Source organism: Streptomyces sp. NPDC046939 (assembly GCF_040644575.1).
Taxonomy (GTDB): domain Bacteria; phylum Actinomycetota; class Actinomycetes; order Streptomycetales; family Streptomycetaceae; genus Streptomyces.
In genome coordinates this window covers 1-23,447 of record NZ_JBEYWV010000050.1, presented here as the reverse complement: position 1 = coordinate 23,447, position 23,447 = coordinate 1, and the positions used below count along the sequence as shown (strand labels likewise).

Sequence of the window (23,447 nt, the reverse complement as noted above, 5' to 3'; positions counted from 1 at the left end):
GACGTCCGTATGACCAGCGCGATGCCGCCCCCCACGCCGCCCGCGCGCGGGCCCGTCGTCTTCCAGCCCGTCAAGCGCAGACGGTGTGGCGCCTGCCGCGCGGGTCCGCTCACCCTGCTCGTCATGGCGGACGGGCAGCCGTGCTGTCTGGACTGCGCCGACCTCGGCCACCTGGTGTACCTGCCGCGCGGCGACACCGCGCTGACGCGCAGGTCACGGGAGGAGAGCGGGCTCTCGGCCGTCGTCGTACGGTTCCACCGGCGGCGCGGGCGGTACGAGCGTCAGGGCGTCCTCGTCGAGGAGGCGGCGCTCACGCGGGCGGAAGCGCGCTGCCTCGCGGACGCGGAGGCGCGGGCGCGGCGCCGGGCGCGGGACGCGGCGTACCGCGCGGCGCAGGACGTGCGGTTCGAGGCGGCGTTCACGGCGGAGATCCTGCGCCTGTTCCCGGGGTGCCCGCCCGAGCGGGCGGCGGCCGTGGCCCGGCACGCGGGGGCGCGCGGCAGTGGCCGCGTCGGGCGCAGCGCGGCGGGGCGGGCCCTCACGCGGGGCGCGGTGACGGCGGCGGTGCGCGCGGCGGTCCGGCACGTCGACACGCCGTACGACCGGCTTCTGATGGACGGGGTGGGCCGCCGGGAGGCGCGGGCTCGGGTGACGGGGACGGTGGAGGCGGTGCTGGAGGCGTGGCGGCGGGGCTGAGGTCCGAGGGCGGGGCGTCCGCGCCGATGGGCCCGCTGCCAGCCCTGCGCAAGGACGGACCCGGACGACGCCTACGCGGGCGCTGCGGCGAACACCCCCGCGCTGGACGCGCACGCCCGCTCCTTCAGACGTACCGTGACGAAAAGAGCGACCTCGTAGCCTCCGCGTAGGGAGACGGCCATGGCCGACCCCAAAGGCTTCCTCAGCACGCCCCGCCAGGAGGCGCCCCGCCGCCCCGTCGAGGAGCGGGTCCACGACTGGGACGAGGTGTACGTGCCCGGCGGGCTGCTGCCGATCATCGGCGCGCAGGCCGACCGGTGCATGGACTGCGGGATCCCCTTCTGCCACGACGCGTGCCCGCTCGGCAATCTGATCCCCGAGTGGAACGAGCTGGTCAGCCGGGACGACTGGCGGGCCGCGAGCGAGCGCCTCCACGCCACGAACAACTTCCCCGAGTTCACCGGGCGGCTCTGTCCCGCCCCGTGCGAGGCGGGCTGCGTCCTCGCGATCAACCAGCCCGCGGTGACCATCAAGAACGTCGAGGTGGCCATCGCGGACCGGGCCTGGCAGGACGGGCTGGTGGCCGCGCGCCCGCCGGACCGGCTGAGCGGGTGGACGGTCGCCGTCGTCGGCTCGGGGCCCGCCGGACTCGCGGCGGCGCAGCAGCTGGCCCGTGCCGGGCACACGGTGGCGGTGTACGAGCGCGACGACCGGCCCGGCGGGCTCCTGCGCTACGGGATCCCCGCGTTCAAGATGGAGAAGCGGCAACTGGAGCGCAGGCTGGCGCAGTTGCGGGAGGAGGGGGTGCGGTTCCGTACGTCGGTGGAGATCGGCCGCGACCTCACCGGCGACGAGCTGCGGGCCAGGTACGACGCGGTGGTGATCGCCACCGGGGCCACGGCGTGGCGTGAACTGGACGTGCCGGGGCGGGAGCTGGCCGGGATCCACCAGGCGATGGAGTACCTGCCGGCCGCGAACCGGGTCGGCGAGGGCGACCTCGACGTGTCGCCGCTCAGCGCGGCGGGCCGGCACGTCGTCATCGTCGGGGGCGGGGACACCGGGGCCGACTGTCTGGGGACGGCCCTGCGCGAAGGGGCGGCGTCGGTGACGCAGTTGGACATCTACGGCAGGCCCGGTGACGTACGCGACGAGGAGGCCGAGCCCTGGCCGACGTACCCCAAGCTGTACCGGGTGTCGCCCGCGCACGAGGAGGCGGGCGCGCTCAGCACGGCCCCGGCGGCGCACGCGGACGCCCGGCTCTTCGCGGCGTCGACCCTGCGGTTCACGGGCGACGAGCACGGCCGTGTACGGGCGCTGCACGTCGTCGAGGTGGACGCGGCCCGGCGCCCCCGCGCGGGCTCCGAACGGGAGCTGCCCGCCGATCTGGTCCTGCTCGCGCTGGGCTTCACCGGCCCGGAGCGCCCGGCGGGCGGGCTCGTGGAGCAGTTGGGGCTCACGGCGGCACCCCGGGGCGGCCTGGCCCGCGACGCGACGTTCGGCACCGGCGTCCCGGGCGTCTTCGTCGCGGGGGACGCCGGGCGGGGCGCGTCACTCGTGGTGTGGGCGATCGCGGAGGGCCGGGCGGTCGCGGCATCGGTGGACCACTGGCTGACAGGCGAAACCCGCCTCCCGGCCCCGATCAAAGCCCACGACCGCCCTCTGACGGCCTAGCGGGCATCAGCCGGCGCGGCGGTCCACGGGCGCAGGACCGCCCCTCGGCGGCTTGAGGGAACGTCGGAGCTAGCGTCAGTAGACCGGGATAGCCCCACGCGTTCTACCACCGGCTGACGTCGGGATATGGCCCCCGACGCCGGTCGAGAAGCAGCACCGACCCTGAGGGCCTGCACACCGGGGCGGGGCGTCAGGACCCGGCGCGGTCCACCACCAGGTACAGCGAGATCCGGCCCCGGCGCCGATCGGAGCGCGCCACCGTCCCCTGGCGGCCGGGGCGCACCACAGGGCCGCCTCGGGACTGCGGCGGCACGGCGTCAGGACAGCAAGAAGTCCGCCGCCCCCGCCTTCGCGCCCTCGATGAACGCGTTGATCTCGCCCGGTGTGTAGATCAGCGCCGGGCCGTCCGGGTCGGAGGACTGGCGGACCGCGACCCGGCCGTCGGCCAGCTTCATGGCTTCGAGGCAGTTGCCCCCGTTGCCGCCGCTCCACGGCTTGTGCCAGCCCTCGGTGCCGAGGTCGCGCGCGGGCATGCCGTTGTAGATCGGCTCCCCGTCGACGCCTCGTATCCGGTCCTTGATCCGGTCCATTCACAGCTCCTTGCGGAGATCGCGCAGGATCTCCTTTGTGCGTTGTGCCGTCGCGGCCTGCGCCGCCATGCGGTCCATGACCTCCAGGTGGGTGGCCACCTCGGGGCGCGCGTCGAGGTAGACGGCGCCGGTCAGGTACTCGCTGTAGACCATGTCCGGCAGTTCTGACATGGCAAATCGGAACAGGACGAAGGGTCCGAACGTGCCCGGGTGGGGGCCCGTGGCGAACTCCGCGACCTGCAGCGTCACGTTGGGCCGCTCCATGACCTGGAGCAGCCGGTCGATCTGGCCGCGCATGACGTCCGCGTCGCCGACGGGGCGGCGCAGCGCCGTCTCGTCCATGACGACCCAGAGCCGGGGCGCGTCCTCACGGGTGAGCAGGTTCTGGCGCTGCATGCGCAGGGCGACGTGGCGTTCGACGAGGTCCGGGTCGTCGGCGAGGGCCCGCCCTATCGCGCCGGATCTGAGCACACCGCGCGCGTAGTCCTCGGTCTGGAGCAGGCCGGGCACGAAGTGCGGCTCGTAGGAGCGGATGAGCGAGGCGGCGCCCTCCAGGCTCACGTACATGGAGAACCAGCCCGGCAGGATGTCGTGGAACCGCTGCCACCAGCCGGGCTTGTTGGCCTCCTCGGCGAGCCGCACGAAGGCTTCGGCCTCGTCGTCCGTGACGCCGTAGGACTTCAGGAGGAGCTGGAGGTACGGGATCTTGAGTCCGACTTCCGCGGTCTCCATGCGCCGCACGGTCGCGGCGGTCACGCGGAGTACTTTCGCGGCCTCTTCGCGCTTGAGCCCGGCGCTCTCGCGAAGGTCCTGGAGGCGTCGGCCGAGCACGACCTGGCCGACCGTCGGCGCGGACCGCGGTTCGCTCACGCCGCTTACCTCCCAGTAGTCGAGTCTCCTTGTTGCAGCCGCGGTGGAAGGCCCGGCGAGGTCGTTCACCGGCGGTTTCCCCGCGGCACACCCGCGATGGGCGCCGCGCGACGAGCTGTTGGGAGCAGTGTGCCATGCCCCTTCCGAACGGCACACTGCACCCTGCACTTTTCAGAGTGGCTCTTGCCAAGTGTTCACGACGGGGAGATAGTGGCAAGCGTGATTCCGTCCGCGCCTTTAGGAACAGAAGCCGGCGAAGCTACGCTGAGTGACCAACCGGGCACCTCCCAGGGTCCCGGGACTCGGCGCAGCAGCTTCGAACTGGCTCCCCACCCGGGCTCCGCCGCACAGGCCCGGCGCATGACACGTGCGCACCTCACGGGTTGGGGGGCGTGCGAGGACACGTGTGACGCCGCGGCGCTGGTCGTCTCGGAGCTCGTCACGAACGCGATCGTGCACACCGCCAGCAGACGCATCCACTGTGAGCTGCACGAACTGCGCGACGACGCCGGTGAGCGCGTGCGGATAGCCGTGCGCGACGAGGGCTGCATACCCGGCGACGACCGCGCCGGGGGCCGCATAGCCCCCGAGGAGGAACACGGCCGGGGACTGCTCCTGGTGGCCGCCGTCTCCACGGCGTGGGGCGCCCAGGAGACCGGCCCGGGACTGCTCGTCTGGGCGGAGCTGCCGCGCGACGCGCGGGCCGCTTCCGGCCCGGCACCGGCGGCGGACGCCGTCGGCGGGGCGGGCTGGGCCTGGTGACATGAGAGCCCGCCCCTGACCACGGCGGGCATGGAACGACGAACGTGCGATGCGGGGAACGGATGGGCGTGGCGTGGTGACGACGCGGACGATGCAGCTTGATTCGCTGGTCGGGCTCGCCCGACGACGACGTGACCCCCGCCCCGACCGGCCCATACGGCTCAGCGTGCCCGACGGCATGACCGTCCCGCTGGGCTGCGACGCGGTGGCGGTGCCCGAGGCGTGCGGCCGTGCGATGACGCGGCGGCTGCCCCGCATGGGGTGCGTCTACGCGGACGGGGCGCACTGGTGGTGGCTGGTCCCCTCGGACTCGGACGTGGCCCTGGAGTGGCCGGCGCCCGCGCGCTACACGGCGGGCACGCTCGTGCCGGACGCCGGACGCGCCCCCGACCTCATCCACTGTCCCGACAGCTCGGTGCCGTACACCCCGCCGATCCCCCTGTACCTGGCGCTGTGCCGGGTGACCGGAACGACGCCTTCCTGGTCCCGCCCCCTCCGCGCGTCCTGACTGCTCCGCCCCGTTCCGCGTAGAGGGTGCCGAAGCCGGGGATGTCGCCCGTGGCGGACGCACAGGGGACGGGGTGGTCCGATGGCCAGGAAGAGGCCGGGCGGCGAGCCGGAGCTGGACGCGCCGGTGACGTCGGAGTCGGAGGAGCTGCTGTTCGGCGGCCCCCTGCGGTACGACATCGGCTGGTCGGCGCATGACGACGCCTTCCTCCAACTGAGCTTCAGGGCGATGCTGACGCGGCTGCCCGGGCTGCTCGCCTCCAGTTTCCGGCTCGCCCGCGACGCGGACCGGCGGGCAGCGGGCCTCGTCCTCGCCGCCGAGTCCGGCCGGGGCGTCGCGCAGGCGGTGAGCCTGCTCGCCGTGAACAGCGTGCTCGCCCGGCTCGTCACGGGCGGCCCGATCGCGGAGAAGCTGCGCGGCGCCGCGCCCGCGCTGACCGCCATGGCCTGCGTCCTCCTCCTCGCGGCGCTGCTGCGCGCGGCGTCGACGTACGCGACCGGCCGTCTCGAACCGAAGGTCGAACGGCTCGCCACGGAGCGGTATCTGGAGCGGGCGGCGACCGTGGAGCTGGCGGCGATCGAGGACGACGCCTTCCACAAGCTGCTCGACACCGCCCAGTACGGGGCGCAGTCCGCGCGCCGGATGATCACCATCGCGACCCGGGTGGTGAACGCGCTGATCTCGCTGATCGCGGCGGCGAGCGTCCTCGCGGTGCTGCATCCGGCGCTGCTGCCGCTCCTCGTGACGATGGTGCTGCCGAGCGCGTGGGGCGCCCTGACGATCGCGCGGCGCCGCTACCGCTCGTTCCATGTGTGGGTCCAGCACGTACGGGCGGGACGGCTGATCAGCAGCCTGCTCATCGACACGGCGGCGGCGCCGGAGATCCGGGTGCACGGCGTGGGCCCGTTCCTGCTGCGCCACTTCCGCTCGATGTCGGAGACGCAGGAGGCCGAGCAGGAGCGGCTCGCCGGGCTCGCGGCGCGCACGGGCCTGGTCGCCGCCGCGTGGACGGGCCTCGCCACGACGGCGACGTACGCGACGCTCGGACTGCTCCTGCTGACCGGCGCGATGGCCCTGTCGGTGGCGGGTACGGCGGTCATCGCGATCCGCACGGGTTCGCAGGCCCTCGACACGCTCGTCCTGGAGGTCAACTCCCTGCACGAGGACGCCCTGTTCGTCGGTGATCTGGAACGCCTGTACGTGGAGGCGGCGCGGCGCGCGATCCCGACGGGCGGGGCCCGCCTCCCCCGCGAGCCGAAGGAGATCGTCTTCGAGCACGTCACCTTCGCCTATCCGGGCAGCGCCGCCCGGCCCGCGCTCGACGACGTGACACTGTCGGTGCCGACCGGCCATATCGTCGCGCTCGTCGGGGAGAACGGCTCGGGCAAGACGACGCTGGTCAAGCTGCTCGCCGGGCTCTACGCGCCGCAGAAGGGCCGCATCCTGTGGGACGGGGTCGACGCGGCGGGCGCGGACCGGGCGCAGCTCGCCGAGCGGGTCGCGATGGTGGCGCAGGACTTCAAGCGGTGGCCGTTCACGGCGCGCGTCAATGTCGGCATCGGCCGCGCCGCGTTCGAGCCGACGGAGGAGCGGGTCGGCGACGCGGTCGCGCAGGCGGGCGCGGACGACGTCGTACGGGATCTGCCGCGCGGCATCGACACCTTGCTGGCGCGCGCGTTCAGCGGCGGGCACGAGCTGTCGGGCGGGCAGTGGCAGCGGCTCGGCATCGCGCGCGCCGCGTACCGCAGGGGCCGCATTCTCATCGTGGACGAGCCGACGGCGGCGCTGGACGCCCGCGCCGAGCTGGAGGTCTTCGAGAAGATCCGCTCGCTCGCGGGCACGGGCCAGACGGTCATCCTGATCACGCACCGGCTCGCGTCGGTCCGCCACGCCGATCTCGTCCACGTGCTGGACCAGGGCCGGCTCGTGGAGTCGGGCTCGCCCGAGGAGCTGCTGGCCGCGGGCGGGGTCTACGCCGAGCTGTACGGGCTCCAGGCGGACCAGTTCACCCGACGGGCTCGGGAAGAACCGGCTCCGCCTCCCGCACGATCACCAGGAACGCGTCCGTCGCCAGGTCCATGACCACCTCGGCGGGCTGGCCCTCCAGGCGGCGCAGGTTCGCGAACTCCTCGGCGGGCCAGGAGCCGCGGGGCCCGCCGGCCGGGAATCGTCGCAGTACCACTCGTCCGTTGATCATCGTTCTTCCTTGCCCCCGTGATCGTGCCGATGTGCACGGCGCCGGAACGGTCCGACGCCTCATGGGGGAGAACGCTGACAGGGCGGGTTCGGACTCGCAACGTGACGAGAATGACACCTTCTCGGTACAGCCTTGAGCCGGATGGAGGCGATCCGGTGACGCTCCGGACCCCGCTCAGACGTCGTACTCGTCGTGGTACTCGATCCGTGCGCCGTCCTCCTGGCGGCCGAGGACGGTGAGGTCGAGGAGGTTCGGGGTGAAGCCGATGTGGTCCAGGCCCCGGCCGGACGCCGCGTACGTGTGGAAGACCCGCTCCCCGTCCCGCAGGAAGCAGCTGAGGGCGGGGCGCTCCCCTGGCCCGGCACCGCTCTCGGCGGTGGCGCCGAAGTCCTGGTCGAAGTCGTTCAGGTGCGAGGAGTACCAGGGCACGGTCCACCCCATCCGCGCCTTGAACGGCAGGATCTTCGTGAACGGCGCCCGGGAGACCGCGGCGAACGCCGTACCCCGGGCCCGCAGATGCGCCAGATGCCCGATCTGGTCCAGGAACTCCGAGCACCCGCGGCACCCCGCCTCCCACTCCGGCGCGAACACGAAGTGGTAGATCACGAGCTGGGCCCGCCCCTCGAACAGGTCGAGCAGCTCGGCCTTGCCGTCGGCGCCCTCGAACAGGTACGTCTTGTCGACCTCGACCATGGGCAGCTCGCGCCGCCTGGCGTCCAGGGCGTCCCGCGCCCGCGTCGCCGCCTTCTCCAGGTCGAGCAGCTCCGCGCGGGCGGCGCGCCATTCCTCCCGCGTGACCGCTTTCGGCAGCCCCATGGTTCCTCCTCGGATCGGGTCTCCGGGAAGGGAGACCGGCAGCGGGTACGGAACTCATCGCTCCCCGCGAGAATTTTCCGCAGCGGCCGGGTTTTCGGACAGGCGTACGCCCTGCGGACCACCGTCCCGTCGTGCGTCCCGCCCACCCCGACCGCGCATCGGCGCGGTCCCCTGGTCCCCCGGCTGAGCCACTGGCACGCTGGCGGACCCCGGCCCCGGACGGGGCCGGACCCCCCCGAGGAGGGAGCGGTCCATGCTCGTCGGCACCTGGAACCTGGAGAACCTCTACCGGCCCGGAGGACCCTTCGGGCCACGGGACAAAGCCGCGTACGACGCGAAACTCGCCTCGCTCGCCACCACCGTCAACCTGCTGCGGCCGACCCTGCTCGGCCTCCAGGAGGTCGGCGACCCGCAAGCCCTCAACGACCTCGTCGAACTGCTCGACGGCCGCTACACCGCGACCCTCTCGCGCTTCCCCGACGAACGGGGCATACGCGTCGGCTTCCTCAGCGACCTGCCGGTGAACGTCGTGGCGGACACTCCCGCGCTCCCCGAGGGCCTGCGGCCCCTGCAGATCGACGACAGCGGCCGTACGACGGACCGGGCGGGCCGGGGCGTGCTCGTCGTCGAGTTCTCGACGCGGGTGACCTGGCTGACGGCCGCCGTCTGCCACCTCAAGTCCAAGCTGCTCAGCTACCCCGGCGGCCGGTTCGCCCCGCACAACGAGGGCGAACGCGCCCGCTACGCGACCTACGCCCTGCACCGCCGCGCAGCCGAGGCCGCGGGCGTGCGCGTCCTCGCCGACACGCTGATCGGCGACGACGGCCGCCGCGCCCGCGTCGCCGTCCTCGGCGACTTCAACGACGAGGCCGGCGCCGCCACCACCCAGATCCTGCAGGGCCCGCCCGGCTCCGAGATCGGCACGCCGGGGTTCGACCGCCCGGACAGCGGCGACGCCAAGCGCCTCTGGAACATCGCGCCCCTCATCCCCGAGGACCAGCGCTACTCACGCGTCCAGGCGGGCCGCCGCGAGCTGATCGACCACGTCTTCGTGACCCGGGACATGATCGACCGCATCACCCACGCGGGCACGGGCCTGCCGCACGACGCGGCGCGACTGCCGTCGGTGGGCGAGGACCCGACCGCGCGCCGGGACGCGCCGGGCTCCGACCACGCGCCGGTGTGGATCGTGCTGACGCGGTGACCGGCGCGGGAGAGACCGGTTCCGTTCGCTGAGAAGGCACTGTTGTCCGTTGAGCCGTACGCCATCACAATGCTCATGCCAAACGGCGTATGTCCCACCCGGTGCACCACCCTCAGCACGGGAGAGGAACCCCCCACGTGAAACCCCACACGAAGAAGACGCTCGTCGGCGCCGCCTTCAGCGCCCTGCTCTGCGCGGCGTCGGCCGTCCCCGCCGCCACGGCGCACGCGTCGACGGCCGCCCCCGCCAGGGCCCAGGCGGTCTCCTTCGCCGGAACCGTGGCGCTCAGCAACTGTTCCGGCTCCGTAGTCCGCGTCCCGAACTCCCAGCCGACCGATCCGGCCCTGGTCATGTCCAACGGCCACTGCCTGGAGACCGGCTTCCCCGGCCCCGGCCAGGTGCTCGTCGACCGGCCCTCCACCCGCACCTTCAGCCTCCTCAACGCCTCGGGCAGCAAGGTGGCGACCCTGCGCGCGAGCAAGATCGCGTACGGCACGATGACCGACACCGACGTCTCCCTCTACCAGCTCACCACCACCTACCGGACCATCGAGAGCTCCTACGGCATCAAGGCCCTGGAACTCTCCGCCGCGCACCCCGTCAAGGGCACGGCGATCAGCGTGGTCTCCGGCTACTGGAAGCGCACGTACAACTGCGCGATCGACGGTTTCGCGTACCGCCTGAAGGAGGGCGAGTGGACCTGGAAGGACTCGGTCCGCTACACCTCCGCCTGCCAGACCATCGGCGGCACCTCCGGCTCCCCGGTCTTCGACCAGGCGACGGGCAAGGTCGTCGCGGTCAACAACACCGGTAACGAGGACGGCGAGCGCTGCACGGACAACAACCCGTGCGAGGTGGACGAATCCGGCCAGGTGACGGTCCGCCAGGGCATCAACTACGCCCAGCAGACGTACGGAATCGTCCCGTGCGTCACCACAGGCAACAAAATCAACCTCTCGTCCCCCGGCTGCACCCTGCCCAAGCCATAAACCCCGACCCCCCGCGCCCCACCAGGGGCACGGGGGAAATGCCGCACGCAGTGCGCATGCCAGGGGCGCGGGGAACTGCGCGCTCAGCCACAACGAAAGCCGCACTCGAAAACCGGGGCCGCGGGGCACGACACGCCCAGCAACAACTAACCCGCACCCGGCGCACACCCAGCGGAGCAAACCGCTAGGCCGCAAACTCCGCCTCCTCCAACAACCCCCCGATCCGCGCAGCATCCCGCGCCGACACCCCACCGGCGACATCCACCCGCACCGCACAAGCCGTAGCCGCGTCCACCAACCGCTCAAGCACGACAGTGACCCGCCGCGACTCGTCCGAGTGCCGCGCCAGCACAGGCAGCTCGGCCGCGGCCAGCTCCACCGCCGCCGACGCCTCCGCGAGCGCCCGGTACGCCTCCCGCCGCAGCGCCCACCGCCCGACCCGGTCACCCACGGTCTCCTCGCTGAGCACATGCGCCACGTACACATGCGCGGCTTCCCGAGCGGCAGCGATCCGCGTCCGTACGCCACCGCCGTGGTGCGCGCCGGGCCACGGCAGGTGTCCGGCGACGAGGACGAGGGCGCAGGCGAGCAGCGTCTCGTAGATCCGGCTCCAGGAGGCCGCCGGCTGCCCGCCGACCATGATCAGCGCGAGGACGAAGACGGTGATGACGGCGGTCTGCGCGGCGAAGTGGCGCAGGGAGACGGGGATGAGCGCCCCGCACACGGCCACGAGCGCGACCAGCCCGAAGGGGTGCGGCAGCACCATGGCGAGCCCGGCGAAGAGGAGCGCGCCCGCGACGGTTCCGGCGGCCCGGCACAGGACACGCGAGGCCAGCGGTCCGAGGTCGGGCTTGACGAGGAAGACGGCGGTGACGGGCAGCCAGTACGCGTGCGCGGGCTGCAACGCCTGGGCGACGGCGGCGCTGGCCCCGAAGGAGAGCCCGACCCGCACCCCGTACTCCCGCCCGGCGGGCCCGGTCATCCGGCGCAGCCCCGTCGCGAGGGACCGGCGGCGCGGAACGTCGCTCCCGGCGCCGCTCCCCCGGTCGAACACTTCGGCGGCCCGGAGCAGCGCGTCGTCGAGGGCCCGCAGCCCCGTGTCCGTGCGGGCCGGCGCGGGCAGCGGCCCGACGGGCGCCCCGGACCGTACGGCGGCGGCGAGCCGCGCGGGCCCCTCCGCCGCGCGGGCAGGGACGGGCGCTCCGGCCCAGGCGAGCGCGGTCGCCGCCTCGGCCAGCGACAGCGCGGCCCCGAGCTGTGCCCGCAGCCGCCGCGTTCCGGGCGAGCGCCCGCGGAGGGCGTCCTGCGCGTGGTCGAGCGCGGCGGTCAGGGCGACGCGCCGCGTACGGGCGTCGGGTCCACCGGCGGCGCGCAGCAGCCCGGCGACGGCCTCGTACACCGCGGCGACAGCGGCGCGCTCACCGTCGTACAGGTATCCGAGCCGCTGCCCGCGCACGGGCGACGGCAGCACGAGACGCAGCAGAATCAGCCAACCGGCGCCGCACAGGAACAGCCCGGCCCGCTGCCACCCGCTCTCCGGCAACGGCATGCCCGCACTCATGGCGGCGGTCACCAGCAGTTGCGTCCCGGCCCCGGACGCGACGGGCCCGGCGGCGCTCAGCGCCCCGCCCGCCAGCCCGAGCACGACGAACGCCCCGACCATCACCCAGCCGCCCCCGGCGAGCCAGGCGCCGAGGACCATCCCGAGCGCCCCGGCGAGCGCGGGCCCGCCGAGCCGGGTGAGGGCGGCGCGCCGGGTGCCCGGCCGGTCCAGGTTCCCGGCGAGCAGGGCCCCGAGCGCGAGCAGCACCCCGCTGGACGCCTGCCCGGCGAGCACCCCGGCGAGGAGCAGGGGCCCGGCGGCGAGCGCCCCGCGCACGACGGCGGGCCACGGCACGGGCGCACGCTGGGCGCGCAGGGCGTGGCCGAGCCAGGGCGGAAGGGTGTGCGGGCGGATCATGATGCTGCGCAGGCTCCTGTCGTACGAGGACGCGGTGGCGCCGGACGACATCGGCCAGCCTGAATCGGGAACCGGAATCAGTACCTCAACGGTAAGGGATGGGGCGGGAGGTGCGGGAACGCCCACGTTTCCGTGATGTGACACTTTCCTGTGCCCACGACGAACGAGGCGGACGGCTGGCCCGACACGCCGGGCGACACTGCCCTGACGATCCATGTCCCGGAGGCGGACCCGCTGGTCCGCACGGGTTCACGTGCCCACGTGACGGTGCTCTACCCGTTCCTGCCCGTGAGCCGCATCACGCCGGACACGGAAGCGGCTCTCCGAGCGCTCCTCACCGCGATCCCGCCGTTCACCTGCACGTTCTCCGAGGTGCGCCGCTGGCCCGGCGTCCTCTATCTGCACCCGTCCCCGGCGGACCCGTTCCGCACGCTGACGAAGTCCGTCCGCGAACGCTGGCCGGAAGCGGTGCCCTATCGCGGCGTCTTCGGCGACGAGGGCCTGGACCCGCATCTGACACTGGCGAGCGGCGAGGGCACGGACACCCTCCCGACCACCACGTTCACGCACGCCCTCCCCCTGCACGCGAAGATCCGCTCCGTCCGCCTGATCATCACGGACGGCCCGGGCACAGGCTGGCGGGACGCGGCGGACTACCCGCTGACGGGCCCCTGCTGACGGGCGTCCCGCACAGCACGCCCAAGCACCTCCCGCGCCCGATCGACAAGCTCACCGAGGCCCGTCCCCGTATCAGCGAGCAGGTCGTCGATCCCCCGCAACCCGGCCCGCGCCAGCAACCGCTTCTCATTGGTCACCCACTCCCCGCGCGCGGCGAGCACGGCGTGCCCGGCCTGCATGGCGGCGACGGCGACGGCCCCGACGACCTCGGTACGTCCCCCGAGCGGCACATTGCCCTGGCGGGCGTAGCGCAAGGTGATGTCGGCGCGGCCCCACCACTCCTCGGGCGCGGCCTTCCGCAAGGCGGCGGGGTACGTGCCGACGCCGGGCGCGTCTCCCCTCAGCACCCGGTTGACGGCCAGCTCCGCGACGACGATGTACGACGGGATCCCGGCGAGATGAAACATCAACGGCTCCACCCGGAACCGCCCGGCCTCGGCCTCACTCAGCTCATGCTCGACGCTCTCAAGATCCCGGTAGTGCACATCGACCCGCCGCCCCTCGACATCCAGCCACGCCCCGCCGTTGAACACACCCCCGCCCCACTCCCCGATCTCGGAGACCTCCCCTTCCCAGCCGGCTTCCCGCAGATACCGCGGCGCGAAGACACCCTCGCTCCCCCGGTAGTACACAGCGGTGTCCCAGTCACTGGCCTCGGTGTACGTCCCCTGCGCCCGCGACCCACCGAGACTGACGGCGCGCACACCGGGGAGGGCGGCGAGCCGGTCGGCCAGCCGATCGAGAAAGGCATCGTCGTCGAGTTCGGTCACGGGGCCACGGTAACGAGGCCCCACCCTTCACACCTGCCGATTACCCGACGCCCCGGGTGGCCCTCATCCCGCCAGACGTCAGCCGCGCACCGCGAACCCCACGAACGCCGACCAAGCCGACGGTGCCACGTCCACCATGCCTCGGGCCCTGTCCTTGGTGTCACGCACATGGACCGCCCCGGCGCTTGTGGCGACCTCGACGCACTGCCCACCTTCGCCACTGCTGTAGCTGCTCTTGAACCAAGCCAGCTCAGCCACGCCCGGCACCGACTCTTCGACGTTCATGTCTCTCCCAGCAACCGCTCCACGAGGGCCAGCGACTCACTCGGCGTGAGCGCCTGAGCCCTGAGGATTCCATACTGCTCCTCGAAGTCACGGACAGAACTCCGCTCCGTGAAGAGGCGGCTCTCCTTGTGTGCCTCTACATACGCAACCCTGCGCCCCTCCTTCGTCTCGATCAGAGTGAACGGCCCGGCCAAACCAGCGTGTTCGGCTCGCAGGAGCGGCATCACCTGGATCTCCACGTTGCGTCGCTGCGCGTGCAGAAGCAACTGCTCAAGCTGCCCCCGCATGACAGACCCACCACCAATGGGGCGGCGGAACACGGCCTCCTCGATCACGAAGCTGATGGTCGGCATAGGCGTGCGGGCGAAGATGTCCTGCCGCCGCAATCGGGCAGCCACTCGCTGGGCAACGGTGTCCTCGTCCAGCAGGGGCCGTCGCATACGGAACACCGCCTCCGCGTACTCCTCGGTCTGCAACAACCCATTGACCACGTGATTGTCGTAGACATGCAGCGCAACCGCCTTGGCCTCCAACTTCGCTGCCCCCTGGAAGAACCCCGGATACTGCGCCCGCTCAACCTCGTCCACCCGCTCCCGCAGCACCCCATGCGCCCCAAGCACCTCATCGGCGCTCTCGATGAACCGGGCCGGAGGAATCCGCCGCCCCTGCTCGAAGGACGCGATGGTCGCCGCCGAATACCCGGTCCCCGCACCAAGCTCGGCCCGGGTGAGCCCCTTCCACTCACGGAAGCGTTTCAGTTGCCGCCCGAACGACACCAGCACCCCGCTGGCATCCTCACCGCCACCACCAACCTCGGCGGCACCCACGTCCACGTCCACACCGGCCCCTTTCACGGTCGCCCTCCCCGGAACAACTCCCCGCCCCCACAACCCCGTCACGCCGCAGCCCGCGTACAACACACGATCCAACGCGTACAAAACTCACCCGTCGGCCCGCTCAACGCTACGCACGTCCACCCCGACCACTCTCAGCAATAACCCAACTCGCCAAAACGGGCATATTCGATAAGGCCTGCCACCCGAACGGAAGTTCACCCCGGCGACCCGCAGGTCACCGACAACCGGGCCCCTTGCGCTTCACCTCAACGCCACGCGGAGCCCGCCTCGCCCGCCGCCTCGTCTCCCACCGCCTGGACGCGTGGGGCCACCCCTACACCAGCCCCCTGAACGAGACCCTGACCCTGATCACAGCCGAACTCACCGCAAACGCCGTCCACCACGGACACGTCCCGGGCCGCGACTTCCACCTGAGCCTCACCCGCACCGCTCCCAGCACCTACCGCATCGCGGTCACCGACACCCGAGGCGAACGCCTGCCCCACAAGCCGGCCGCCCCCGACGACGAGTCCGGCCGGGGCCTCCTCCTCGTAGCCGCACTCGCGGACGACTGGGGCTGCACACCCCGCTCGGACGGCCCAGGCAAGACAGTCTGGGCGACGGCGGGCGCCCGGCCCGACCGGGTGACCGGCCGAGGCCCCGCGCCCGCGCCGCCCCGCCCATCGGCGAAGATGGACCCATGACAACGGCGGAACCCCTGGGCGCGGTGCGTGAGCGTGTGCTCGCCACCTTGCGGCAGGACATCATCAGTGGCCGCCTGCGCCCGGGGGACCGGCTCGTGGAGCGGGAGCTGGCCGAGCGGTTCGGGGTGTCGCGGGTGCCGGCGCGGGAGGCAATCCGGGCGCTGCTCGCCGAGGGGTTCGTGACGTTCGAGACGCCGCGCCGGGCCGTCGTACGGACGCTGACCCGCACGGACGTCGCCGAACTGTACGAGCTGCGCGAGGCGTTGGAGGTCTACGCGGCCGGGCTCGCCGCCGAGCGCGCCGGCAAGGACGATGTGGCGCGGCTGGAGGAGTTGCTGGAGCGGGCGGCGGCAGCCACCCGTACCGGTGACGACGAGACCATCGCCGACATCAACAGCCTCTTCCACGACCGGCTCCTCGCCATGGCGGGCAACAGCCTCCTCATCGGCGTCATGCAGCCCGTCGACGGCCGCCTGCGCTGGCTGACGCGGCGCAACGAGGCGTGGTCGCAGCAGCTCGACGAGCACCGCAAGCTGTACGACGCCGTGGCCGCCGGTGATCCGGAGCGGGCCCGGGCCGTGGCCCTGGGCCACGTACGCACCAACTACCGTTCCACAGTGCGCCATCTCTTCGGCGACGACGACGCCCAGAACCCCGCGTGAACGACCCCCAGGAGCATCGTGCCCACCCTCATAGGCGCCGCCCGTACCCGCCCCTGCACGCTCGTGGTGTGCCGGGGCTGTTGCTGTGGCGACGCCCGCAAGTACCCCGGCTATGACCATGACTGGCAGTTGGAGCGGTTGCGGGCCGCTGCCGCCGCGTCCGGGGGGCGGCTCGCGGTGCGGGTCAGCGACTGTCTCGGGCCGTGCGACCAGGCGAACGTCGTCGTGGTGCAGCCGTCGGGGCAGGGGCGTGCCCGGGGCGGGCGGGCCGCGTGGGTCGGCTGGTCCATGGGCGACGACGCCACCGACGAGATCCTGGCGTGGGCGGAGGCGGGCGGGCCCGGGGTCGCGCCCGCCCCGGCCGCGCTGGAGCTGCAGTTCATCGAGGCGCAGGGCGAGCGGGTCCGGCGGCGCAGGAAGCGCTGAGCCCGGCGTCTATTCGGCCTTCGCGGTGCGCATCCGCTCCAGCGCGTACACGCATCCCGCAAGCGCCAGGTCGGACAGGAGCATGAAGCCGATCGAGTACGAGTCCTTCGCACTGTAGATCGCGCCCATGACCAGCGGCGGGACGAAGCCGCCGAGGCCGCCCATCGCGCCGACGATGCCGGTGACCGAGCCGACCTGGGACTGTGGGGTCGCCTGCGAGACGAGGGCGAAGACGCTGCCGCTCGCCGTGCCGAGGCCCGCCGCCATCAGCAGGAAGCAGAGCGTGCCGAGGGGGTTCAGGGCCGGGTCGAAGGCCTGGAGGATCGCGAACAGGGCGACGAGCGCGAGCGCCCACGCCGTGACCGTCGCCGGATGGATACGGTCCGAGAGCCAGCCGCCGACCGGTCGGAAGACGACCGTGACCAGCGCGAAACCGGCCGCCTTGGTGCCCGCGTCCGTGGGGTTCAGCTCGTACCACGTCTTGAGGTAGGTGGGCAGGTACACGCCGAAGGCGACGATGCCGCCGAAGCCGATCGCGTAGAGCGCGGACAGCTCCCAGGTCACGCGGAGCCTTCCGGCGGCTCCGAGACGCTTGCCGAGGGACGTCGTGGGGATCGTCCGGTCCGGGTGGTCCGTGATGAGGACGGCGGCCAGCACCGCGTAGACGGCGAGCGCGATGGCGACGACGACGAAGGGGAGGTTCTCGCCGTGCTTCGCCATGCGCGGCGTGAAGTAGCCGGACAGTGCCACGCCGCCCATGCCCATGCCGAAGACGCCGAGCGCGAGGCCCCGGTGCGCGGGCGGGAACCAGGAGTTCACCAGCGGGATGCCGATGGCGAAGGTGGTGCCGCCGAGGCCGAGCAGAAACGCCACGACGATCATCGCCCCGAAGTGGTGCCGGGCCGGGATGATCAGGAGTACGGGGATGATCGTGAGGGCCGAGATCAGCGGAAACAGCAGCCGGGCGCCGTAGCGGTCGGTGAGCGCGCCGACGGGGATGCGGCCGAGCGAGCCGACGAGCACCGGCACCGCGACGAGGAAGGACTGGGCGAACGAGCTGAGCCCGAGGTCCGAGCCGAAGACCCCGGCGAGCGGCGCGACGAGGTTCCAGGCCCAGAAGGTGAGGGCGAAGCCGAGGGTGGCCACGATCAGATTGCGGTAGGCCGCGGCCGGGGGGCGGCCGCTCGTCTGCGGGGCCGGCGTGGAGGGCGCCTTCGGCGCAGAGGAAGGTGTCGTCACCCTCTTCAAGCTAAGAAGGCGGAAGCGGCGGCTCCAGATCTGTTGCGCCGAACGGGGACACGTCGAGGCCCGCTTCCACGGCGGCCGTGCGGAGCACTCCGCGCAGCATGGGCGGGGTGAGGCGGCCGGTGAACGTGTTGCGCTGGCTGACGTGGTAGCAGCCGAACAGCGTCAGGCCGCCCAGGTCGACGCGGGCGCCGTGGCCGAACGCGGGGCGCGGGCGCGGCACCGTCCAGCCCGCCTCGGTGAACGCGGGCAGCGCGGCCTGCCAGCCGAACCCGCCGAGCACGACGACGGCGCGCAGGGTCGGCCTCAGCAGTTCCAGTTCGCGCACCAGCCAGGGGCGGCAGGTGTCGCGCTCGCCCGTGGTCGGCTTGTTGTCGGGCGGCGCGCAGTGCACCGGGGACGTGATGCGGACGCCGTGCAGGGTCAGACCGTCGTCCATGCCGGTCGCGTGGGGGCGGGAGGCGAGACCGACGTCGTACAGCGCCTGGTAGAGCACTTCGCCCGAGCGGTCGCCGGTGAACATGCGGCCCGTGCGGTTGCCGCCGTGCGCGGCCGGGGCGAGCCCGATGAGCAGCAAGGACGCGTCGTGCGGGCCGAAGCCGGGCACCGGCCTGCCCCAGTACGTCTCGTCGGCGAACGCCGCGCGCTTGGTACGGGCGACCTCCTCGCGCCAGTCGACGAGGCGGGGGCAGGCCCGGCAGTGCGTGATCCGCTCGTCGAGCCGTCCGAGCGCGTCGAACTGGGGTGCGTCGTCCCGGGGTACGTCGCGGGGTGTGGCGTCCTGGCGTGCGTCGTCGTTCATCTCTTCGACCATAGGCCCCCGCGGCACCGGCGATCGACGGAGCCCGGGGTGGTGCGTGAGGCGCGTACTAAGGTCGACGCATGGCATCGGAGACTTCAGGGACGTCGAAGGCCCCGGACCCGGTGAGCGCCGCGCGGGCGGCGGCTCCGGCGGGCGGCGAGAGCGTACGGGTGGACAGTTGGATCTGGGCCGTCCGCCTGGTCAAGACGCGGTCGGCGGGCGCCGCCGCCTGCAAGGGCGGCCATGTCAAGGTCAACGGGGCGAGCGTGAAGCCCGCGTACGCGCTGCGCGTCGGCGACGAGGTGCGGGTGCGCCAGCCCGGCGGGCGCGAACGCCTCGTCGTGGTCAAGCGCCTGATCCGCAAGCGCGTCGGCGCCCCCGTCGCGGCCGAGACGTACATCGACAACTCGCCGCCGCCCCCGCCGCGCGAGGTGGTCGCCCCGGTCGGCATCCGCGACCGCGGCGCGGGCCGCCCGACCAAGCGGGACCGCAGGGAGCTGGAGCGCCTGCGCGGCATCTTCGGCCAAGGGCCCGGACAGGACCCGGAGGCCGGTTCCGGGCAGCACTGAACCGGGGCCCACCACGGTGGACCCCGGCCAGGGCGGTGCTACGGGCCCCGCACCGTCAGGCGCGCTTCAGCAGGGCGAGCAGCTCCCGGTTCCGGCCGCGGTGCGCCCAGGCGAGGGCGGCCAGGACCACGAGGAAGACGACCGGCGTCGCCGCGTTCTCCCCGTCGAACGCCACGACCTGCGTGAAGAAGGCGCCGACCATGAGCGCGCCGAGGCCGATGGACGCCGCCCCGGACAGGACCGGGATCAGCAGACCGATCGCCCCGGCGAGCTCGACCAGGCCGATCGCGTACATCCCCGGCGCACCCCACCCGATCGAGTCGAACGCCTCCACAGCGGCGGGCGCGGCGAACAGCTTGGGCGCACCGCTGGCGATGCCGAAGAACAGGGCGAGCAGGATCGTGACCGTGTTCAGCGCGATCCGGGCGCGCCGCGAGCGGGCGGGAGCGGTGGTGGAGGCGGCGGGGGCGGCGGCGAGGTTCGTCATGGCGGTCTCCTGGGAGCGGTGCGAAGCGGTGTGCTGCTGTCACCGGATAAGACCGGCGTCGCGCCCGGAACTCATCGCCCAGCCCACATTTATCCGGGCCGGGCTCACCTGGGTACGGCGCGCCCGCCCCGCCGGACTACAGCCGGAACCAGCCCTGCCCCGAATACCAGTGGCCGCCCGCGTCCAGGTGGTCGAGGACGGCGCGCTGGACGCTCGTCCGGCGCGGCAGCAGCTCGCGGGGTGTCTCGGTGCCGCCGAAGACGAAGGCGACCGGGGTGCTGTCCTCCGCCTCCTTCGCCACGTACGCGAGCCGGAACCGGTCCTGGAAGCGGACGATGTTGGACTCGGCCGGCAAGTAGCGCCGCAACTGCGGGTCCAGGAGCCAGGAGTGGCAGACCGCGATCCGGGCCCCGTCCTCGGGGTAGTGCCGTGCGAAGAAGGCGCGGGCCCGCGCCACCGAGTCGTCGCACGCCTCGGGCGTCATGGGCCCGCGGAAGTCCGGGATGTGCACGCCGAGCACGAGGTCACCGGGGCCGACCCCGGCACCGGCGGACGCGAGCCGCTCCCCCGTGCGCCGTCCGAGCCGCCACCGCTCGAACTGGAGCCGCCCCAGTTGGTACAGCTCGCCGCGGAAGTGCCGGGTCGGCCACCAGGGCACGGAGAGGCCCGTGGTGCCGAAGCGCCTGCGGTGCACGGCGAGGTTGCGGCCGAGGTCGGCGAGGGTACGCCGGGAGACGTCGGCGGGGATGCCGCGCTCGCGGTGCAGGGCGCGGGTGCGGGGCAGCGCCGCCGCGAACACGAACACGGCGAAGCAGCGCCCCATCGCCCCGGCCGCCGCCGGGAACAGCGGCAGGCCCGTGCCCCCGCCCGGTTCGTCCGGCCGCCACAGCAGCCCGCTGACCGCCCGCTCCAGCAGGTCGAGCAGCTCGGGCGAGGCGACGAGGCCGGCGCGCAGCCGCACCAGCTCGTTGATGTCCTCGTGCGGCACGGCGAGGTCGAGCAGCACGTCAGGCAGGTCGACGGCGTCCGGCAGCTCGGCCGCGAGGCGGGGTATCGCCGGGTCGTCGAGCCTCGTCAGCCACGCCCGGCAGGTCGCGTCGCCCCTGAGCACGTCCAGTACGTCCAGCACGCCCGCTCCTTCGCTCGTGGCACCCTGGAGGGGGAGCCTCTTGTCGTCACGAGGGGATGGTGACCATGCGTCTGGTACATCCGGTGCGCACGGGTGACGAGCCGGTCACCGCGCGCAGCCCCCTGCGGCTGCGGCTCGGCCTGGCCCTGTTCGGCCTGGTGTGGACGGCGTTCGGCACCGTCGCCTTCGCGCTGGCGCACCGCCCGTGGTGGGCGCTGGCCTGCGGGGCGCTCGCGCTGATCACGGCGGTCGATGTCGTCATGATCCTGCGCCACATCCGCCAGGGCCCGCACTACCAGCCCGGCCGCGACGTCCCACCGTACCGAAGGGCCCCGTGAGCCGTCAGTCGTCGAAGCGGGCCGCCGCCAGGTACTCGGGCTGCGGGTCGAGCGCGGCGGCGAGCCGGAAGTGGCGGCGCGCCTGCTGCGGCTTCGCCCACCGCTCGTAGGTCCGGGCGAGCGCGAAGTGCGCGAACGCGTTGTCCGGCTCGCGCTCCAGGACGATGGAGAACTCCAGCTCGGCGGCGCGCAACTGCGCGGCGGCGAAGAACGCGCGGGCCCTGAGCAGCCGGGCCGCCGTGTTCTCCGGGTGCGCCGCGATCACGTCGTCCAGGAGCTTCACCGCACCGCGCGGATCGCGCGCGGCCAGCAGCTGCTCGGCCGCGCGGTAGTCGATGACGTGCGTCTCCGGGGTGGCATCGGGCACGGTGAACTCCCTCCTCATGCCGACCTGTCGCTCAGATCAACGTCGAGCGCGACAACACCGCCCGGCGCACGGCTATTCCTGCGCCCTGCGCCGCAGGTCCGCCCAGACCGCGTCGACCTGCTCCACCAGCCGTTCTAGCGGTACGTCGTTGTCGATCACGACATCGGCGATCTCGCGCCGCTTCTCTCGGGTGGCCTGCGCGGCCATCCGCGCCCGCGCGTCCTCCTTGGTCATGCCGCGCAGCCTGGTCAGCCGGTCGAGCTGGGTCTCGGGGCTCGCGTCTACGACGATCACCAGGTCGTAGAGCGGGGCGAGCCCGTTCTCGGTGAGCAGCGGGACGTCGTGGACGACGACGGCACCGGGCCCGGCGGCGGCCTCCAGCTCGGCGGAGCGCGCCCCGACCAGCGGATGCACGATGCTGTTCAGAACGGCCAGCTTGTCGGCGTCGGCGAAGACGATCGAGCCGAGCCGCGGCCGGTCGAGCGTGCCGTCGGCGGCGAGGACCTCCTCGCCGAACGCCTCGACAACGGCCGCGAGGCCCGGCGTGCCGGGCTCGACGACCTCCCGTGCGATCTTGTCCGCGTCGACGAGCACGGCTCCGCGCTCCACGAGCAGCCGGGACACTTCGCTCTTCCCGGCGCCGATGCCACCGGTCAATCCCACCTTCACCATGACCAAGAGCTTAAAGCTCAGGCGTCGCCCTCCCGCTCGGCGAGGAACTTCTCAAACTCGAGGCCGATCTCGTCGGCGGAGGGAATGTCGGCGGGCTCGGCCAGCATGTTGCCGCGCGACTCGGCACCGGCGGCGGCGTCGTACTGGTGCTCAAGACCCTGGACGAGCGCGACCAGTTCCTCGTCCCCGGCCTGGACCTGCCGGTCGATCTCCGTCTGCGTGCGGTGCGCCTCGGTGCGCAGGCCGTGCGCGATGCCCGGCAGGACGAGCCCGGTCGCGCCGGTGATCGCCTCCAGGACGGTGAGCGCCGCGTCCGGGTAGGGGGAGCGCGCGATGTAGTGCGGGACGTGCGCGGCGACACCGAGGACGTCGAACCCGGCCTCCATCAGCCGGTACTCGACCAGCGCCTCGGCGCTGCCCGGCACCTGCGCCTCGTCGAACGGGCTGCGGTGCCCCGGCACCAGATCCGTACGGTTGCCGTGGGGCGTGAGCCCGACGGGGCGGGTGTGCGGGACGCCCATCGGAATCCCGTGGAAGTTCACCGCGAGGCGGACACCGAGCCGCTCGACGATCTGCTGCACGGCCGCCGCGAACCGCTCCCACTCGACGTCCGGCTCGGGCCCCGCGAGGAGCAGGAACGGCGCGCCGGTGGCGTCCTGGACGAGCCGCACCTCGATCGCGGGCACCTCGTAGGAGGTCCAGTGGTCGCCCTTGAAGGTGAGCAGCGGCCGGCGGGCCCGGTAGTCCACGAGCCGGTCGTGGTCGAAGCGGGCGACGACCTGGTGGGGCAGTGAGTCGAGCACCCGGTCGACGATCTGGTCGCCGGTCTCACCCGCGTCGATGTATCCGTCGAAGTGGTAGAGCATGACAAGGCCGGCGGACTCCTGGGCGAGCGCCATGTCCACCACGGCAAGGCCCTTCGGCTCCCATGTGTACAAATCCTGCGCATCAAGCACTGTGACCGCTCCTCCTAGTGTTCCTAGGAGAGAACGCGCACCCAGCCCCCAGACATTCCCGGACGCGCCCCAAAGGGGCGCGGGGAACGGCGCGAGCAACCACGTACATGGGTCACCCGCCGTACAGCCGAACCTCCACGGCGCTGAAGCGAAAAGACCAGTGGGGGGGCGCCCCCAATTTGGGGGGGGCGCGGGGAGAGACAGGAATCGCGCGGTGTTGTAGGGGTGTGGGGCCCCCCCCGCGTAAAGCACCCCCGC

The 23,447-nt window shown here is 72.9% G+C and carries 27 protein-coding genes and 1 pseudogene; 13 read left to right on the top strand and 15 right to left on the bottom strand.

Features of this window, described 5'->3' with window-relative positions:
* The first annotated feature begins 9 nt into the window (after positions 1–9).
* Together ABZ877_RS37400 and ABZ877_RS37395 are read left to right on the top strand one after the other, a co-directional pair.
* Positions 10–696, top strand: coding sequence for a DUF2293 domain-containing protein (locus ABZ877_RS37400; RefSeq protein WP_361080665.1), 687 nt, complete (start codon positions 10–12; stop codon positions 694–696).
* Between the two features lie 180 nt (positions 697–876).
* The gene (locus ABZ877_RS37395) at positions 877–2,367 is read left to right on the top strand and encodes a glutamate synthase subunit beta (RefSeq protein ID WP_361080664.1); all 1,491 of its coding nucleotides are present in this window, start codon (positions 877–879) and stop codon (positions 2,365–2,367) included.
* A gap of 317 nt (positions 2,368–2,684) precedes the next feature.
* Here ABZ877_RS37395 and ABZ877_RS37390 read toward each other — a convergent pair whose 3' ends face one another.
* Together ABZ877_RS37390 and ABZ877_RS37385 are read right to left on the bottom strand one after the other, a co-directional pair.
* Positions 2,685–2,957, bottom strand: a complete 273-nt coding sequence (locus ABZ877_RS37390; protein WP_361080662.1) for a DUF397 domain-containing protein — start codon at positions 2,955–2,957, stop codon at positions 2,685–2,687.
* Positions 2,958–3,827, bottom strand: a complete 870-nt coding sequence (locus ABZ877_RS37385; RefSeq protein ID WP_361080660.1) for a helix-turn-helix transcriptional regulator — start codon at positions 3,825–3,827, stop codon at positions 2,958–2,960.
* A gap of 210 nt (positions 3,828–4,037) precedes the next feature.
* On the opposite strand from ABZ877_RS37385, the pseudogene ABZ877_RS37380 reads away from it, so the two are divergent.
* The 3 genes and pseudogenes from ABZ877_RS37380 to ABZ877_RS37370 form a co-directional block, all read left to right on the top strand.
* Positions 4,038–4,526, top strand: a pseudogene (locus ABZ877_RS37380) (ATP-binding protein); the annotation flags it as partial.
* 154 nt (positions 4,527–4,680) lie between these two features.
* Positions 4,681–5,097: a hypothetical protein gene (locus ABZ877_RS37375; RefSeq protein WP_361080658.1), complete on the top strand. Its 417-nt coding sequence runs from the start codon at positions 4,681–4,683 to the stop codon at positions 5,095–5,097.
* Between the two features lie 81 nt (positions 5,098–5,178).
* Complete coding sequence (locus ABZ877_RS37370) at positions 5,179–7,179, top strand: ABC transporter ATP-binding protein (protein ID WP_361080656.1); 2,001 nt, start codon at positions 5,179–5,181, stop codon at positions 7,177–7,179.
* Here ABZ877_RS37370 and ABZ877_RS37365 read toward each other — a convergent pair.
* Together ABZ877_RS37365 and ABZ877_RS37360 are read right to left on the bottom strand one after the other, a co-directional pair.
* Entirely contained in the window at positions 7,103–7,294 is a 192-nt protein-coding gene (locus ABZ877_RS37365) for a hypothetical protein (RefSeq protein WP_361080655.1), read from the bottom strand. The two genes, ABZ877_RS37370 and ABZ877_RS37365, sit on opposite strands and share 77 nt — an antisense overlap.
* 174 nt (positions 7,295–7,468) lie before the next feature.
* Complete coding sequence (locus ABZ877_RS37360; RefSeq protein WP_361080653.1) at positions 7,469–8,110, bottom strand: DUF899 domain-containing protein; 642 nt, start codon at positions 8,108–8,110, stop codon at positions 7,469–7,471.
* Between the two features lie 253 nt (positions 8,111–8,363).
* Here ABZ877_RS37360 and ABZ877_RS37355 point away from each other — a divergent pair, with 253 nt between their 5' ends.
* Entirely contained in the window at positions 8,364–9,314 is a 951-nt protein-coding gene (locus ABZ877_RS37355; RefSeq protein ID WP_361080651.1) for an endonuclease/exonuclease/phosphatase family protein, read from the top strand.
* A gap of 185 nt (positions 9,315–9,499) precedes the next feature.
* Complete coding sequence (locus ABZ877_RS37350; protein ID WP_361080714.1) at positions 9,500–10,303, top strand: serine protease; 804 nt, start codon at positions 9,500–9,502, stop codon at positions 10,301–10,303.
* Positions 10,304–10,487: 184 nt separating this feature from the next.
* Here ABZ877_RS37350 and ABZ877_RS37345 read toward each other — a convergent pair whose 3' ends face one another.
* Positions 10,488–12,263 (bottom strand): FUSC family protein, encoded by a 1,776-nt coding sequence (locus tag ABZ877_RS37345; protein WP_361080712.1) that lies wholly within the window; start codon positions 12,261–12,263, stop codon positions 10,488–10,490.
* A 150-nt stretch (positions 12,264–12,413) separates the two neighbouring features.
* On the opposite strand from ABZ877_RS37345, the gene ABZ877_RS37340 reads away from it, so the two are divergent.
* Complete coding sequence (locus ABZ877_RS37340) at positions 12,414–12,941, top strand: 2'-5' RNA ligase family protein (protein ID WP_361080649.1); 528 nt, start codon at positions 12,414–12,416, stop codon at positions 12,939–12,941.
* Here ABZ877_RS37340 and ABZ877_RS37335 read toward each other — a convergent pair.
* The 3 genes from ABZ877_RS37335 to ABZ877_RS37325 form a co-directional block, all read right to left on the bottom strand.
* Positions 12,917–13,711 carry a nucleotidyltransferase domain-containing protein gene (locus tag ABZ877_RS37335; RefSeq protein ID WP_361080647.1) on the bottom strand — a complete coding sequence of 265 codons (795 nt, stop codon included), beginning with the start codon at positions 13,709–13,711 and terminating at the stop codon, positions 12,917–12,919. The two genes, ABZ877_RS37340 and ABZ877_RS37335, sit on opposite strands and share 25 nt — an antisense overlap.
* Before the next feature lie 78 nt (positions 13,712–13,789).
* Complete coding sequence (locus ABZ877_RS37330) at positions 13,790–13,996, bottom strand: DUF397 domain-containing protein (RefSeq protein WP_361080645.1); 207 nt, start codon at positions 13,994–13,996, stop codon at positions 13,790–13,792.
* Positions 13,993–14,835, bottom strand: coding sequence for a helix-turn-helix transcriptional regulator (locus ABZ877_RS37325; protein WP_361080644.1), 843 nt, complete (start codon positions 14,833–14,835; stop codon positions 13,993–13,995). Before ABZ877_RS37325 ends, ABZ877_RS37330 begins: the two co-directional genes overlap by 4 nt.
* Positions 14,836–15,086: 251 nt before the next feature.
* Between ABZ877_RS37325 and ABZ877_RS37320 the strand changes: the two genes are divergently transcribed.
* From ABZ877_RS37320 to ABZ877_RS37310, 3 genes are read left to right on the top strand one after another with little or no spacing between them, the layout of a single operon-like run.
* Positions 15,087–15,536, top strand: coding sequence for an ATP-binding protein (locus ABZ877_RS37320; RefSeq protein WP_361080642.1), 450 nt, complete (start codon positions 15,087–15,089; stop codon positions 15,534–15,536).
* On the top strand, positions 15,533–16,198 hold the full coding sequence (locus ABZ877_RS37315) for a GntR family transcriptional regulator (protein WP_361080640.1): 666 nt from the start codon (positions 15,533–15,535) through the stop codon (positions 16,196–16,198). The genes ABZ877_RS37320 and ABZ877_RS37315 overlap by 4 nt, the downstream gene beginning before the upstream one ends.
* An 18-nt stretch (positions 16,199–16,216) precedes the next feature.
* On the top strand, positions 16,217–16,624 hold the full coding sequence (locus ABZ877_RS37310) for a (2Fe-2S) ferredoxin domain-containing protein (protein ID WP_361080638.1): 408 nt from the start codon (positions 16,217–16,219) through the stop codon (positions 16,622–16,624).
* A gap of 9 nt (positions 16,625–16,633) precedes the next feature.
* Here the strand turns inward: ABZ877_RS37310 and ABZ877_RS37305 are convergent, their stop codons facing one another.
* Positions 16,634–17,863: an MFS transporter gene (locus tag ABZ877_RS37305; RefSeq protein ID WP_361080636.1), complete on the bottom strand. Its 1,230-nt coding sequence runs from the start codon at positions 17,861–17,863 to the stop codon at positions 16,634–16,636.
* A 10-nt stretch (positions 17,864–17,873) separates the two neighbouring features.
* Positions 17,874–18,671: a uracil-DNA glycosylase gene (locus tag ABZ877_RS37300; protein WP_361080634.1), complete on the bottom strand. Its 798-nt coding sequence runs from the start codon at positions 18,669–18,671 to the stop codon at positions 17,874–17,876.
* Between the two features lie 80 nt (positions 18,672–18,751).
* On the opposite strand from ABZ877_RS37300, the gene ABZ877_RS37295 reads away from it, so the two are divergent.
* Entirely contained in the window at positions 18,752–19,240 is a 489-nt protein-coding gene (locus ABZ877_RS37295; protein ID WP_361080632.1) for an RNA-binding S4 domain-containing protein, read from the top strand.
* A gap of 55 nt (positions 19,241–19,295) precedes the next feature.
* Here the strand turns inward: ABZ877_RS37295 and ABZ877_RS37290 are convergent, their stop codons facing one another.
* Both ABZ877_RS37290 and ABZ877_RS37285 read right to left on the bottom strand, forming a co-directional pair.
* On the bottom strand, positions 19,296–19,727 hold the full coding sequence (locus ABZ877_RS37290) for a DoxX family protein (RefSeq protein WP_361080630.1): 432 nt from the start codon (positions 19,725–19,727) through the stop codon (positions 19,296–19,298).
* 136 nt (positions 19,728–19,863) lie between these two features.
* Positions 19,864–20,805: an acyltransferase domain-containing protein gene (locus tag ABZ877_RS37285; RefSeq protein ID WP_361080710.1), complete on the bottom strand. Its 942-nt coding sequence runs from the start codon at positions 20,803–20,805 to the stop codon at positions 19,864–19,866.
* A 116-nt stretch (positions 20,806–20,921) separates the two neighbouring features.
* On the opposite strand from ABZ877_RS37285, the gene ABZ877_RS37280 reads away from it, so the two are divergent.
* Complete coding sequence (locus ABZ877_RS37280) at positions 20,922–21,194, top strand: DUF6343 family protein (RefSeq protein WP_361080628.1); 273 nt, start codon at positions 20,922–20,924, stop codon at positions 21,192–21,194.
* 4 nt (positions 21,195–21,198) lie between these two features.
* Here the strand turns inward: ABZ877_RS37280 and ABZ877_RS37275 are convergent, their stop codons facing one another.
* From ABZ877_RS37275 to ABZ877_RS37265, 3 genes are read right to left on the bottom strand one after another with little or no spacing between them, the layout of a single operon-like run.
* Positions 21,199–21,579: a tetratricopeptide repeat protein gene (locus ABZ877_RS37275; protein WP_361080626.1), complete on the bottom strand. Its 381-nt coding sequence runs from the start codon at positions 21,577–21,579 to the stop codon at positions 21,199–21,201.
* Between the two features lie 54 nt (positions 21,580–21,633).
* Entirely contained in the window at positions 21,634–22,233 is a 600-nt protein-coding gene (gene coaE, locus ABZ877_RS37270) for a dephospho-CoA kinase (protein ID WP_361080624.1), read from the bottom strand.
* A gap of 17 nt (positions 22,234–22,250) precedes the next feature.
* Complete coding sequence (locus ABZ877_RS37265; protein ID WP_361080622.1) at positions 22,251–23,189, bottom strand: PAC2 family protein; 939 nt, start codon at positions 23,187–23,189, stop codon at positions 22,251–22,253.
* Positions 23,190–23,447: the final 258 nt, after the last annotated feature.

What these genes read in the sequence shown, in the direction of transcription:
- ABZ877_RS37400 (WP_361080665.1), top strand. Translation starts at nt 10, where the DNA reads ATGACCAGCGCGATGCCGCCCCCCACGCCGCCCGCGCGCGGGCCCGTC.
- ABZ877_RS37395 (WP_361080664.1), top strand. Translation starts at nt 877, where the DNA reads ATGGCCGACCCCAAAGGCTTCCTCAGCACGCCCCGCCAGGAGGCGCCC.
- ABZ877_RS37390 (WP_361080662.1), bottom strand. Translation starts at nt 2,957, where the DNA reads ATGGACCGGATCAAGGACCGGATACGAGGCGTCGACGGGGAGCCGATC.
- ABZ877_RS37375 (WP_361080658.1), top strand. Translation starts at nt 4,681, where the DNA reads ATGCAGCTTGATTCGCTGGTCGGGCTCGCCCGACGACGACGTGACCCC.
- ABZ877_RS37370 (WP_361080656.1), top strand. Translation starts at nt 5,179, where the DNA reads ATGGCCAGGAAGAGGCCGGGCGGCGAGCCGGAGCTGGACGCGCCGGTG.
- ABZ877_RS37365 (WP_361080655.1), bottom strand. Translation starts at nt 7,294, where the DNA reads ATGATCAACGGACGAGTGGTACTGCGACGATTCCCGGCCGGCGGGCCC.
- ABZ877_RS37360 (WP_361080653.1), bottom strand. Translation starts at nt 8,110, where the DNA reads ATGGGGCTGCCGAAAGCGGTCACGCGGGAGGAATGGCGCGCCGCCCGC.
- ABZ877_RS37355 (WP_361080651.1), top strand. Translation starts at nt 8,364, where the DNA reads ATGCTCGTCGGCACCTGGAACCTGGAGAACCTCTACCGGCCCGGAGGA.
- ABZ877_RS37345 (WP_361080712.1), bottom strand. Translation starts at nt 12,263, where the DNA reads ATGATCCGCCCGCACACCCTTCCGCCCTGGCTCGGCCACGCCCTGCGC.
- ABZ877_RS37330 (WP_361080645.1), bottom strand. Translation starts at nt 13,996, where the DNA reads ATGAACGTCGAAGAGTCGGTGCCGGGCGTGGCTGAGCTGGCTTGGTTC.
- ABZ877_RS37315 (WP_361080640.1), top strand. Translation starts at nt 15,533, where the DNA reads ATGACAACGGCGGAACCCCTGGGCGCGGTGCGTGAGCGTGTGCTCGCC.
- ABZ877_RS37300 (WP_361080634.1), bottom strand. Translation starts at nt 18,671, where the DNA reads ATGAACGACGACGCACGCCAGGACGCCACACCCCGCGACGTACCCCGG.
- ABZ877_RS37295 (WP_361080632.1), top strand. Translation starts at nt 18,752, where the DNA reads ATGGCATCGGAGACTTCAGGGACGTCGAAGGCCCCGGACCCGGTGAGC.
- ABZ877_RS37290 (WP_361080630.1), bottom strand. Translation starts at nt 19,727, where the DNA reads ATGACGAACCTCGCCGCCGCCCCCGCCGCCTCCACCACCGCTCCCGCC.
- ABZ877_RS37280 (WP_361080628.1), top strand. Translation starts at nt 20,922, where the DNA reads ATGCGTCTGGTACATCCGGTGCGCACGGGTGACGAGCCGGTCACCGCG.
- ABZ877_RS37275 (WP_361080626.1), bottom strand. Translation starts at nt 21,579, where the DNA reads ATGAGGAGGGAGTTCACCGTGCCCGATGCCACCCCGGAGACGCACGTC.
- coaE (WP_361080624.1), bottom strand. Translation starts at nt 22,233, where the DNA reads ATGGTGAAGGTGGGATTGACCGGTGGCATCGGCGCCGGGAAGAGCGAA.